At 61.7% G+C, this 12,753-nt stretch carries 8 protein-coding genes; 5 read left to right on the top strand and 3 right to left on the bottom strand.

The window, feature by feature from the left end; translation table 11 throughout:
- Positions 1-69 precede the first annotated feature (69 nt).
- Both H5P28_RS13515 and H5P28_RS20015 read right to left on the bottom strand, forming a co-directional pair.
- Entirely contained in the window at positions 70-714 is a 645-nt protein-coding gene (locus H5P28_RS13515; RefSeq protein ID WP_185676236.1) for a response regulator transcription factor, read from the bottom strand.
- 5 nt (positions 715-719) lie between these two features.
- Positions 720-2,720, bottom strand: a complete 2,001-nt coding sequence (locus H5P28_RS20015; protein WP_185676235.1) for an ATP-binding protein — start codon at positions 2,718-2,720, stop codon at positions 720-722.
- Positions 2,721-3,016: 296 nt separating this feature from the next.
- On the opposite strand from H5P28_RS20015, the gene H5P28_RS13505 reads away from it, so the two are divergent.
- From H5P28_RS13505 to H5P28_RS13490, 4 genes are all read left to right on the top strand, one after another.
- Entirely contained in the window at positions 3,017-4,276 is a 1,260-nt protein-coding gene (locus H5P28_RS13505) for a polysaccharide pyruvyl transferase family protein (RefSeq protein WP_185676234.1), read from the top strand.
- Entirely contained in the window at positions 4,273-5,265 is a 993-nt protein-coding gene (locus H5P28_RS13500; RefSeq protein ID WP_185676233.1) for a lysylphosphatidylglycerol synthase domain-containing protein, read from the top strand. Before H5P28_RS13505 ends, H5P28_RS13500 begins: the two co-directional genes overlap by 4 nt.
- Positions 5,266-5,387: 122 nt before the next feature.
- Positions 5,388-7,592 (top strand): sialate O-acetylesterase, encoded by a 2,205-nt coding sequence (locus tag H5P28_RS13495; protein ID WP_185676232.1) that lies wholly within the window; start codon positions 5,388-5,390, stop codon positions 7,590-7,592.
- A 449-nt stretch (positions 7,593-8,041) separates the two neighbouring features.
- On the top strand, positions 8,042-9,799 hold the full coding sequence (locus H5P28_RS13490) for a sodium:solute symporter family transporter (RefSeq protein ID WP_185676231.1): 1,758 nt from the start codon (positions 8,042-8,044) through the stop codon (positions 9,797-9,799).
- A 64-nt stretch (positions 9,800-9,863) separates the two neighbouring features.
- Here H5P28_RS13490 and H5P28_RS13485 read toward each other — a convergent pair whose 3' ends face one another.
- Positions 9,864-10,748 carry a helix-turn-helix domain-containing protein gene (locus H5P28_RS13485; RefSeq protein ID WP_185676230.1) on the bottom strand — a complete coding sequence of 295 codons (885 nt, stop codon included), beginning with the start codon at positions 10,746-10,748 and terminating at the stop codon, positions 9,864-9,866.
- Positions 10,749-10,850: 102 nt separating this feature from the next.
- On the opposite strand from H5P28_RS13485, the gene H5P28_RS13480 reads away from it, so the two are divergent.
- A complete protein-coding gene (locus tag H5P28_RS13480) occupies positions 10,851-12,737 on the top strand; it encodes an FAD-dependent oxidoreductase (RefSeq protein WP_185676229.1) in 1,887 nt (628 codons plus the stop codon).
- The last annotated feature ends 16 nt before the right edge of the window (positions 12,738-12,753 follow it).

Here is a 12,753-nt window from a genome sequence, read left to right as displayed (position 1 = left end):
CACGAACATGCGTGACAGCCGCCCGTCTCCGCGTCGAACAAACCTCCCCCCGACCCAATCCGCGAGCGATCAGAGCAGGTTATCCCGCATGGCACGGGCGACTGCTGCCGACTGCGAGTGCACGCCCATTTTTTTATAAATGCGGCGGATGTAAGTATCGACCGTGTGTGTGCTGATATTCATCGCGTCGGCGACCATCACGACCGTATGGCCCAAGCTGAGCTGGCGCACGACTTCCTGCTCCTTGGGAGCGAGCTTGATCTGCGAATCCTTCCCTCGCTTGGCGTTGTCGAGGATGTACTTGATGACCTGGTTATCGAGCACGGTCTCGCCGTCGAGCACGTCCTGAATGCCGCGCACGATCTCCGAGACCGACGAGCGCTTCAGCAAGTAGCCGGAGGCCCCGGCGTCGATGGCGTCGTAGAGCTTTTCGCGACTGGAAAAAACCGTCAGGATCAACGTGCGCACATTGGGGGCGACTTCGCAGAGTTTACGGATGCCGACCAGGCCGCTGGCACCGACCAGCTCAATGTCCATCAGCACGACATCCGGCCAGGCGTTGCCGGCTTCGGCGTACTTGAACATGTCCTCATGGCTGGAAAACCCCACCTCGCAATCCAACTCCTTTCGCCGCCCGAGGGCTCTCATCAGCCCGTTGCGGAACATGGAGTCGTCCTCCACAATCCATACTTTAATGGGGGTCGCGTCGTTCATGGCCATTATTTCAATCGTCCTTCCCTGCGGGAATAAATGGCAAGCCTGAAATCAAGAACGGTCCCCTGCCCCGGCGCCGACTGCACATCGAGATGACCGCCGACACGGGAGGCGCGCGTGGCCATATTTTTCAGGCCGGAAATGCGCTTAAGGCTTTTCATATCGAAGCCCTGGCCGTTGTCGCTGACGCGTATCGAAAGTTTACTACCGTCCATCTCCAGGTTGATGTCCACTTGCGTGGCATGCGAGTGCTTGGCGCAGTTGTGGAGGGCCTCCTTGAAAAAGAGGAAGAGGTGGCGACGCACGATGAAGTCCACGGGCCGCTTTGACAGGACGCCGGAGACGGTGAAGTTCACCTTCATCAGATCCCCGAGGATGATCCGCGCACGCTCCTCCAACCGCACCGCCAGATCAGCGATCAGGATCTCGCCCTGGTTGGTGAAAAAGACGGCCTCTTCGAGCGCGGCCGCCGTCTCCTGAGTGACCAGGTAAAGGTCCTTGATGTCGTGGGAATAGTCGCTGGAGGCCAACTCCTCCTGCAGGTTACTGATCCCGAGCGAAAGCGTGCCGATGTTGCAGCCGACATCATCGTGCAGATCGCGTGAAATCTGCTCGCGCACGGCCCGCATGGAGCGGATACCGGCGATCTTCAGGCTCGTGATCACCAGCGCGACCGTGAGCGCGATAACGATCAAAATACCTGTGACCAGCGCTTTCCAGCTTTTCGCCATAGTGTTTTCCAGCCGGGTCAGTTGCTGCTCTTTATCCGCCAGTTCCCGCTCCAGCTGGTTGCGCTTTTCCAGCCCTTTGAGCCAGTCGTAGGTGTTGATAATCTTGAGCGAGTTCACGTACCCGTCCACCAGCCGCTCCGGATGCAGGGGCCCCATTGGCTGCATTGAGGTTTGGACCGCTACCCGGCAGCCGTTGGAGAGATTTTTATCACCGCCCCAGAGGATGATTTCGCCGAAGGCGAGGACCGAGTTCTCCTCGTAGCTCTGGAGGCCGGACGTGGTGATGCGCACGTAGCGCCCGCGGGCGTCCTCCAGCGGCGCGGCGAAAAACATGTCCGTCACGGGCCGGTAGGAAATGCCGTCCTTGTAACTGCGCACCTTGTAGTCGGGCACGACATCCATCCGGTAAAGCGGCCGGGTCAGTTCGGGATCGTTGAAAACCTCGATGTAGATCTCGTTGGGGTAGCCAAAGTGCGGCAGGAGCATTCCGGTCTTCGGCATCGCCGGGTAAAAGGTGGCGCGCCCGAGCGTCTGCTCCCTGCCCAGGTCGAAAACAATCTGCACTTTGTTGTCGTCGCGGTAACCGGCAAATTCCCCGATAAAGTCGGTATTGTTTTTTTGCTCGGTCCCCAGCGGAAGGCCCAGCGAGCTGTTGCGGTCCGAGATAAAGCGCTCGTCCCAGTAGGGGTAGGACTCGAAGAAGCGCGAATTATACCGCCGCGAGTACGGGGCGATGTTGTCGAAGCCGACTTCGCGCTTCTCGATGACGTAGATCTCGCTCAGCGCGAAAAACTCCATCCCGTCGGTGATCTGTCCGCGGTCAACGTAGATCTTCATAAAGCGGGCGTCGAAGTCCAGCCCATCGAAAATCACCGGGGCGATGCCGGGGTCCGGAAAATCCTCCTCCGTGCAGTCGATGACATAGACCGGATCGCCTCCGCGCTTCATGCGAAATTCGATTCTGAACCGGCGCGGGAAACCGTAGCTCTCCTTGCGGTCGCTCTCGGGATTGACGGCCGGGGCCAGCGCGAGCGCCACCACCGGCGTCACGCGGTTGAACTTCAACTCGACCCACTCGCCGAGGACTTCATCGTCCTGCGTCGGGCGGGAGAACGCGCTATGATAGCCGAAACGCTCCCCCATCCAGCGCACATGCCGCTCGGGCAGTTTGGCCAACTCGGCCTCCAGGCTGGTAATCTCGGACTTGACCTCGGCCAGCTTGCGATACGGGAAGTAGGAGGTGCCGCCGCCGGAGAGGTACTCTCCCCAGATCACAAATGCGGCCGTGCATAAAAAAACAGCAAGCAGACTTAGGAATATTTTTTTCACGGCTTCGCACCCACCTTCCGGCGGGCTCCTTTTGAGCGAGATATGAGAACCCCGTATGAATTGTTCAAGCTTTTCCCGGTTCCGGAAAAAGGGGTACCTCAGCATTCAGGCTCGAAAAGCCGCCCCTGCCGCTTATCTTACGCTTACCTGGAAAAATTGCCGTAACCCGCCTGGCCCACGATGAAAACCACCGATCTCCTCACCACCGCCCAAGCGGGCGGTCCCATTGACCGGAGTAACCCTTGAACCCGTCCAGCCCGCATATCGCGTCGCCATCCCCCGCCGGGACCAGACGGCGAACGATCCTGCTCACCGGAACGGCGAGCGCCCACAACAAAGGCGACGCCACCATGCAGCAGGTCGTGGCCGCCGAGGCCATCAAGGCCCTGGGCTCCGACACAACAGTCATCCTGGCCTCCCCCGCCGCCGCCCATGACTGTACCCGCTATGACGGCCTCACCGTCATCCCCAGCCACCGCCGCCGCCTCTCGTTTATCCCCAGCCTGGCGCTCGCCGCGCTCTGGCGCGTGCTCAGTACCCTGACCCACCGCCAGCCGGACTGGCTCCTGTTCAGCCGGGAGCTTCGCCAGACGCGGCGGGCCGATCTCGTGGTCGATCTGAGCGGTGACATGCTGACCGAGGACTACGGCCCGCTGATCGGCTTCAGCCACTTCATCCCCCTGCTCATGGCCCGTTGGCTGCGCACCCCCTACTTCATCTGCGCCCAGTCCATCGGCCCCTTTAAAAAACTTCGCCCGCTGGCGCGCTCTGTCCTGAGCCACGCCGCTGCCATCACCATCCGGGAGGACCTTACACGCGAGCGCGTGGCGACCCTCAACCTGCGAATGGAAACCACCGCCGATGTATCCTTTCTGCTGGAGCCCGATCACGAGGCCGCCGCCGCTTTGCTCCAAGCCAGCGCATGGGCGGGCAAACGCCTGATCGGGGTCTCCGTCAGCCCCATTCTCAAGGCCCGTTTCGAACAAGCCCATCCCGGCGAATCCTTTGCGCAGGTGATGGCGGCTTCACTGAACGAGGCGCTGGCGGACCAGGATATCGCCCTGCTGTTTATCCCGCACGTCACCGGCCCCGCCGACTACAACGACGACCGCCCCGTCGCTGCCGAAATCACCCGCCACCTTTCCCTGCCCTCCCTGTTCATCGAGGACGACCTCCGGCCCGCCGTTCTCAAAGGTCTCATCGCCCGTTGCGAGATTTTCGTGGGGGCGCGCATGCACGCGAACATGGCCGCGCTCTCCCAGGGGGTCCCCCTGATCGCCCTGTCCTACAGCCACAAGTCAGCCGGTATCATGGCTGCGTTTGGACAGGAAGGGAAAATCATCGACGGAAAGGACCTTGCTCGCGAGACGCTGGTCAGGCAAATAAAGGAGCTTCTCGCCAACCGCGAATGTACGGCGGCTCAAATCCGACAACACCACGCGGCTGTGCTGGCCCGCTCCAGCCGGAACATCGCCATCCTCGCTGAACTCGTAAAATCATGACCGACATGCCCGACAGCGACTTCCCTTCGCCTGCGCCCGCCCGCCCGAAGTGGAACCTGAACCGCTACGCGGCCCCGGTTTTTTATCTGCTGCTGGCCATCTTTCTTGGGATATTTCTGTTAAAAATCGATTACGGCAAGCTGCGCGAGGTCAGGCCTTCGTGGGGGCTTATCGCGGCGGCAACCGCAGTCGGCCTCATTTGCCGCCTCTGGCTGTCTCTGATTTGGTTGAAAATGCTGCGCATGCTGGGAGCCCCGCGCTTCACCAATGTGCCCGCGCTCATCCATATCTACGCAAAATCCTGGCTCGGACGCTATATCCCCGGACCGGCGACCTGGGTCATGTGCAAGGTCTATTTCGCCTCACAGCAAGGCATATCCAAGCGCAAGCTCGCGGTGGCCTCGTTTCTGGAAGCGGGGCTGCAAGTGCTCGTCATGCTTCTGACCGGCCTTTTGCTCCTGTTGACCGATCCGCGCATAGACATGGTGCCCCCGTTTTTCCGCGCCTTGCTGATGGCCGCGGCGGCGGGTTGCCTGCTCGCGTTGTGGCCACGGCTCTTCAATATGGTTGCCCGCTTCGCCTATCGCCGCATGCGCAAGGAGGAACTGACCCCTGACAATCTGCCCACCTGGGGCACTATCGGGCAGGGCTTGTGGATGTTTGTCCTCTTCATCGGGCTGGCGGGCGTGTCGGTGTTTTTAGTATCCAAAGCCATCTGGCACGAACTGCCCGCCTCGCAGTTGACGTTCATCATCGCCGCCAACGCGCTCGCCAGTTCGGCCAGCATGCTCGCGGTCTTCGCTCCCGGCGGCATCGGAGTCCGCGAAGCCGTTCTGGTCGCCTTGCTGTCCCTGGCCATGCCCCCGGAAATCGCCCTGCTGGTCACCATCGCCCTGCGCGTATGGTCCGTCCTGACCGACCTGCTTTTCGCCGGCTTGAGCAAAGTCGTGGCCATGCGCTATGTTCCGGGCGATAGCCGCCAGTCATAAGTGCTCCCGCCCAAAAGGCAACCAGCCGGTAAAAGACCAATAGCGCGAACTGCCGGGTAAAAAGTTCGCCTTTGGCGCGACGGGCTGTTTTGCTCACAGGGCATTCTTAACCCATAAGACCTGTGAAACGATTACGACCCCTTCTGTATCTTGTTTTGATCAACCTGGTGGCGACGTTCGCGTCCTCGCCCCTGACCGCCGCCGAGCTGCGCTTGCCCTCGATTTTCAGCGACCACATGGTCGTGCAGCGCGACGCCAAAGTCCCCGTCTGGGGCTGGGCCGACCCCGGAGCGGAAGTTACCGTCAGTTTCAAAGACCAGAACGCCACCGCCAAAGCGGCCGATAACGGCCATTGGCGGCTCGACCTGACCCCACTCAAGGCAGACGCCTCTCCCGCCGTCATGACCATCACCAGCGGGGGCAAGACCCTCACGGTCAAGGACGTGCTCGTGGGAGAAGTCTGGCTCTGCTCCGGCCAGTCGAACATGGAATGGCCTGTCGAACGTGCGGACAATGCCGCCCAGGAAATCGCCCAGGCCAACTGGCCGCTGATCCGCCACATCAAGGCCCCGCGCGATCCGCAACCCCTTCCGCAGGACGACACCAAGGCAGCCTGGGAAGTCTGTTCGCCGGAAACGGTCAAGAGCTTCAGCGCCGTCGGCTACTACTTTGGACGGCGACTGCACCAGGAGTTGGATGTCCCCGTCGGGCTCATCAACTGCTCCTGGGGCGGTACCCGGATCGAACCCTGGACCCCGCTGAACGGCTTTGCCGCCGTCCCGCAGCTCAAGTCCCTCTACCAGACCGTCCTCGCCAAGCAGCCCTCCAGCGACAGCTACCGCAAGATCGCCAGCGACTATATCGCGGATATGGAAAAATGGCTCGCCCAGGCGCAAAAGAGCTACGCGTCCGAGGGCGCGCTTCCGCCGTCCCCGGTCTTCCCCGACGCGATTAAGCCCTACACCGACCGACAGGACCCGACGACCCTTTACAACGGCATGATGTCGCCCTTCGTTCCCTTTGGTATCAACGGCTCGATCTGGTATCAGGGCGAAGCCAACCGTGGCGACGGCATGGAGTATTTTTACAAGACCAAGGCTCTCCTCGACGGCTGGCGGCAGAACTGGGAACGACCCGAACTGCCCTATTACTATGTACAGATTGCGCCCTACAAGGGCTACAGCGGCGACGCCAACATCCTTCCTCTCTTCTGGGAGGCCCAGGCGGCCATTGAAAAGCAGATCCCCAATACCGGCATGGTCGTGGTGAGTGACATCGGCAACATCGACAACATCCACCCCACGAACAAACAGGACGTCGGCCTGCGACTGGCCAACATGGCCCTCAAACGCCAGTTCGGTCGCACCGACCTGATCGACATGGGGCCGCGCTTTGCCGACATCGCCATCAAGGATGGCAAGGTCTTCCTGCGCTTCGACCATGTGGCCGACGGCCTCAAGTCCCGTGACGGCAAGCCCCTGAACGAGTTCCAGATTACCGGCCCCGGCCAGAACTGGACCACGGCCACGGCCCGCATCGTCTCGGCCGACACCATCGAGCTTTCCTCCCCCGAGGTCCCCAACCCGAGCGCCGCCCGCTTTGGCTGGAACAAAATCGGCACCCCCAACCTGATGAACAGCGCCGGGCTGCCCGCCGCCCCCTTCCGCGCGGGTGACGAACCGGACCCGTTGAGCGTCCGCCCGAACCCTGCCGACCTCGAAGGCTACGAACTGGTGTACGAAATGGACCTGACCAAGCTCGCCCCCAAGATCCAGTACGGCGTTGACCGTCACAACGAGCTCACCGGCTCCTTTGACCGCGTCGCCTACCTCGTGGAGATGGGGAAGAGCCCCGAAAGCTCGCAGTGGGTGCTCGTTTCCATGGATGCCTTCACCAAGGACATTTCCAAGATCGGCATCCCCGCCCTTGACTCAAAGGCGAGCTTCCAGCAAGCCGTTTCCAACCTCAGCGTCCGCAGCAACGTCGCTGGAGTTCCCACCGGCGACGGATTCAAGGGTAACCTTGAGTTCTGGCCCAACAACTACAGCCCGGTCAACAGCGCAAACATTCCCGGAGCCAGCAACGACCGCTTCGACAACGGTGACCGGCCTGACGGCAGCCGCCCCGACGGCTACGGCAGCATGCAGGTCCACCTGAGCGACCCGGTCTTCACGGTCTTCGCCCTCAACAGTTGGAAAAACGGCAACAATGCCGACCTCGGCATCGGCACCAATACCGCCTCCGGCCAACACGCCGACTGGACCTTCACCAAGAGCGCCAGCCAGTATCCCTACAAGCAGCTCAAGGTGCTTGTCCGGCCCAAATAATCCAGAGGTATCGGCAGCGCCCACGGAGAGACTGATCCTGTTCCACGCTTGAGCAGCCAGTTTCGCCGGAGCATTTTCATCATCTTGCATCCCCGGCGGAGGCTCAGCCTTGCGCCGGGGATGTTTTTTTGCACAAATAAGAGCATTCCCATGCACCGCGAGTCATCAGTATGAGCGACCATCATCGGGGAATAATCTGGCGCCTCCAGTCCATCCGTTTCTCTAATGCGTCAACCCGGTTTCCTGCCGGGTCATCGCAAACCTTGGCTCAACCCTTCCCCCTCTTCCATGCCCACTTTGAGCGACCGCGACATTTCTCTTCGTCCCATTGGTGGGTGTTCAGGATGTCCGTGTCAGCGGCGTGATTTTTTCCCAGGGGGGAGCACAATAAAGTCAAGGGCTGGTACGGCAGTCAGACCGTAAGGACTTTTTAACATGATAGGACGACGATGACGATAGAGTACGTAACGCTTGGACTTTATTTCCTGATGCTTATTGGGCTGGGGGTGGCGCTTTCACGTCTGAACAAGAACGTGAGCGATTTCGTTCGCGGCGGGGCGCAGGCGACGTGGTGGCTGGCGGGGGCGAGCATGTTGATGGCGGGGATCAGCGCCTTCACGTTCACAGGCAACGCCTCGGCCGCGTTCGAGGCGGGGCCTTCGATGATGACGATCTACATCGCCAACTGCGTGGCCTACGCGATCAGTGCACTGTTTCTGGGGGCGTGGCTGCGGCAGACACGAGCCTACACGGTGGTGGACGTGATCCGGGCGCGTTTCGGGCTGAGCGCCGAACAGTTCTCGGGCTACACCATGCTGATGCTTAACCCGATTGCGGCCGCGATCCAGTTGTGGGCGCTGGCGGTGTTTGCCAGCTCGGTCTTTGGGTTTGCGCTGGGCGAGACCATCGTGGGCATCGGGATCATTGTCATCATCTACTCGACCATCGGGGGGCGCTGGGCGATTATGGCGACGGACTTCGCCCAGAGTCTGATCCTGCTGGCCGTGACGATCCTGGTCGCCGTGCTCGCACTGGCCAAAATCGGCGGCGTGAGCGAGTTTCTGTCGTACTTTTCCGATCCGCGTTTCGCGCAGGACTTCCGGTTCGTGAAGGAGGCCGGGCAGTTCCCCGGTGACCGCTTCACGCTCAAGTGGATCATCGTCATTTTCTTCATGCAGTTGTACGTGCAGATCAACATGAACAATGCCAGCCGCTTCCTTTCGCTCAAGGACGGGCGGGAGGCCAGCCGGGCCTCGTGGTTCGCGTTCGTGTTGATGGCGCTGGGCTCGATCATCTGGTTTATCCCGCCGATGGTGGCGCGTTTCCTGTACGAGGGCGAGGTGCTGGCACTCAATGTGAGCAACCCCTCGGAGGCCTCCTACGCCTTCATCGCGATGAAACTCCTGCCCAACGGCATGATGGGTGTGATGATTGCGGCCATGTTCGCGGCGACAATCAGCAGCATGGACACCGGGGTGAACAACCAGGTCGGCATCGTGGTGCGTAACATCATCCCGCGGCTGCTCTCGGCCTTCGGGCGCAAGCCGCTCACCGACAAGGGCGAGCTGTTTCTGTGCAAAGTGGTGACGGTCATCCTCGGGCTCATGATTATCAACTTCAGCCTCATCATGGCCGGGCAGGGAGCCGTCGCGCTGTTCGACGCCTACCTGGTTATTGCCTCGGTCATTGGCATCCCACTGGGCTTTCCCATGCTGACCGGGCTCTACATACGCCGCATGCCCAAGTCCTCGTACTTCACGATCTTCGCCTTCTGCCTGTTGCCCTCGCTGTACTCCTTTTACGACGCCTGGGCCCACGGGACCGAGTGGACCATTCAGGACCGCGCACTGTGGTGCTTCGTCTTCGGGCTCTTCGGCACGCTCGTGAGCATGGCCCAGTGGAAACGCACCCGCCCCGAGGCCCGCGCCAGCATCGACCGCTTTTTCGAGGTCATGCTCACCCCCGTGGACTACCTCAAGGAAATCGGAGCCTCGATGGACTTCCGCCAACTCGTCATCATGGGCAACACCGCCTGTATCACTGGCGCCGTCCTGTGCCTGCTCCTGCTCGTGCCCAACCCTTGGACCGCGCGAGTGGGCATCCTCTTCGTTGCCGGGTTCATCCTTTGCACCGGACTGCTCCTGCGCTATGGCGCGAAAGTCGAAAAAAGAAAACAGCAAGCCCTCGCCAAAGAGAACAAGGCGTAGCATCACCGGCAAACGGCGTGGCGATAAAGCGACGAGCTGGCAGGGAGCGGTGGCTATTTTCCCCTCACCAGGAGCTTCGCTGCCGGAACTGCTGCGGCGTCACCCCCTGGCGGCGACGGAACCAACTGTGAAAATGCGAGGGTGAGCAGAACCCCAGCCCGTAAGCAATGGACTTGAGCGAGGCGGCCCGGTCCTGCAAGGCGTCCTGCGCGAGCTGCATGCGCCGCAGTTCGATCTGCTGGTGAATGGTGTGGCCGGTTTCGACCACCAGCAGCCGGTCCAGGTGCGTCTGACTGAGCCCGGCCAGGCGGGCGACTTCTGCGCTTTTCATCGGCTGGGCCGGAGGCATGTTTTGGATAACCTCCAGCGCCCGCAGCACATGCGGACTGAGGTCGTTCATGTCGGGCACGCCGATCCCGCGCGCGGCAAACACCCCCGCCAGCTCAATCAGGAAAAGCCGCAGCGCGTTCTGCGTCAGCAGGTAGTCGCGCATACTGACCTGGCGCTCCCCCTGATAAAAACCGAGTCCGACGTGCTTCTTTACCAAGCGCATGGCCCGGAGCGCCTCGCGCTCTAATTGCGGGAACTCCGCCCCGTCCGCCAGAACCGGAAAGCCTTCCTCAAAGACCGCCTCCCCTGTCGGGTACTGAAAGCGGAAGCCGATTGACAACAGCACGCAGTCGGCGCTGAAGCTCTGCCAGCGTCTCCCCTGCCCCAGGATCAGCCATTGCCCCGGCCCGGCCCGCAAGGCACTGGCTCGATCCACTCCAGCTTTCCCCCAGCCTTTTTTCACCAACAGCGCGCTCTGAAAACCGTACGAATCACCTTCGCCCGACGTGGATACATCGCCCATAGATTTCTCGTAGGCCCACAGCAGTTGCAGACGCAGGGTCACCCATTGGCTCAGCCGAAAACAGGGCTGTTCGCCGCTCAAGGTCTGAGTAGTCATGGCCTTATGGTGAGAATTTTATATAAAATGTGCAATTCCTGATTCCCAAGTCGGTTGCACGAAGTCGATGGCTGTGGCAGATTGGAGGCAGAAAGATTTACCATGAAAACCGACAACCGCTTACCCCAGGAAACCCTTCACGCCGATATCTGCGTCGTCGGCGGAGGCATGACCGGCCTCATCGCCGCTGTCGCTGCCGCCCGCCGCGGCTGCTCCGTCGTGCTCGTCCACGACCGCCCCGTGTTGGGCGGCAACGCCTCCTCCGAGATCCGCATGTGGATCTGCGGCGCACACGGCCAGAACAACAAGGAAACCGGCCTGCTGGAGGAAATCCAGCTCTGCAACCAGCTTCGCAACCCGCAGGGAACTTACTCGGTCTGGGATTCGGTCCTCTTCGAATACGGCCGCATGACGCCCGGCCTCAACACCCTGCTCAACTGCTCCTGTCTCGACGCGCAGACCGAGGACGGACGGCTCGTCTCCATCGACGCCTGGCAGCTCACCACTCAGACCCGCTACCGCATCCACGCGGACATCTTTATCGACTCCTCCGGCGACTCCATCCTCGCTCCCCTCTCCGGAGCCGAAACTCGCAGCGGGCGCGAGAGCCGCGAGGAGTTCGACGAGTCACTCGCCCCGCTCAAGTCCGACCTCAAGACCATGGGCAACACCCTCCTGCTCCAGTTGGAGGAGACGCCCTTCCCGCAGTCCTTCACACCGCCGCGCTGGGCCTACCACTTTGACGAAAACTCCAACCTGCCCTCCCGAGTCGGGACCGGCTTTGGCCACAATTTCTGGTGGCTCGAACTGGGCGGCCTCGGCAACACCATCACCGACACCGAGACCTACCGCGATGAACTGTACAAGGCCGCCTGGGGCGTGTGGGACTACATGAAAAACCGCGGCCCCCAGGCCGAGAAACTCGCCAACTGGCGGCTGGGCTGGCTCGGCGCGCTTCCGGGCAAGCGGGAAAACCGCCGCTACCTCGGCGACCACGTGCTGACCCAGAACGACATCGATGCGGGCGGATTATTCGAAGACATCGTGGCCTACGGCGGCTGGAGCATGGACGACCACCACCCCGCCGGGCTCTACTATCCCGGCAAGGCGACGATTTTCCACCCCGCGCCCTCTCCTTACGGCATTCCCCTGCGCAGCCTCTACTCGCGCAACATACAGAACCTCTTCTGCGCCGGGCGCAATATCTCGGCCACCCACTGCGCCCTGTCCTCCAGCCGTGTCATGGGCACCTGCTCCATCATCGGGCAGGCCGTCGGGACCGCCGCCGTGCTCTGTCACCGCCGCTCTATCCGGCCCGGACAAATTACCGGCCCGGTGTTGAAGGAGCTTCAGCAGATGCTGATGGAAGACGACTGCTGGCTGCCCGGCCTCGTCCGCCCTGCGCCCGCCCCCATGGCGGACGCCAGCCTCAACGCCGAGTCCGGCGAAGTCCGCCGCCTGCTCGATGGCCATGAGCGCATCATGGGCAAGGAAGACCACGCCTGGGAAGCCCCCGCCGGAACCCCGCTCACGGTTTCCTGGGACAGCCCGCGCAAGCTCGAATGCCTGCGCCTGGTCTTCGACAGCGACCTGAACGACTCCAAGCGCCTGCCCGAACGCTACCGCCTTCAGGAGCGCCATTGCTCCATGCCCAAGCAGCTCGTGCGCGACTACCGAATCGAGGTCCAGACGCCTTCCGGCCAGTGGGAAACGGTCCACCACGAGACCGAGAACCGCCGCCGCCTGGCCGTGCTTCCGCTCCAGCGCGAGATTCGCGGGCTGCGCTTCACCGGAGAAGCCGCCTGGGGAGACTCCCCGATCCGCGTCTTCAGCCTCGAAGCCCATGACACACCGCTTCCCCTCAGCCGCGAACCCGCCCCCGGCGCGAGCTGGGTTGAGGTCATCGCCGGGATCGACCCGGAAGACCTCAAGGAGCCTGATCACGGACTGGAGAAGGATCATCCGCATCCTTCACGCGTCGGAGCGTAACTGCCAAACCTCTGGA

The organism is Ruficoccus amylovorans (assembly GCF_014230085.1).
Lineage (GTDB): Bacteria > Verrucomicrobiota > Verrucomicrobiia > Opitutales > Cerasicoccaceae > Ruficoccus > Ruficoccus amylovorans.
Note: the sequence above shows the minus strand (reverse complement) of the source record. Positions and strands in the feature narration are given on the sequence as shown.

What these genes read in the sequence shown, in the direction of transcription:
- H5P28_RS13485 (WP_185676230.1), bottom strand. Translation starts at nt 10,748, where the DNA reads ATGACTACTCAGACCTTGAGCGGCGAACAGCCCTGTTTTCGGCTGAGC.
- H5P28_RS13490 (WP_185676231.1), top strand. Translation starts at nt 8,042, where the DNA reads ATGACGATAGAGTACGTAACGCTTGGACTTTATTTCCTGATGCTTATT.
- H5P28_RS13480 (WP_185676229.1), top strand. Translation starts at nt 10,851, where the DNA reads ATGAAAACCGACAACCGCTTACCCCAGGAAACCCTTCACGCCGATATC.
- H5P28_RS13500 (WP_185676233.1), top strand. Translation starts at nt 4,273, where the DNA reads ATGACCGACATGCCCGACAGCGACTTCCCTTCGCCTGCGCCCGCCCGC.
- H5P28_RS13515 (WP_185676236.1), bottom strand. Translation starts at nt 714, where the DNA reads ATGAACGACGCGACCCCCATTAAAGTATGGATTGTGGAGGACGACTCC.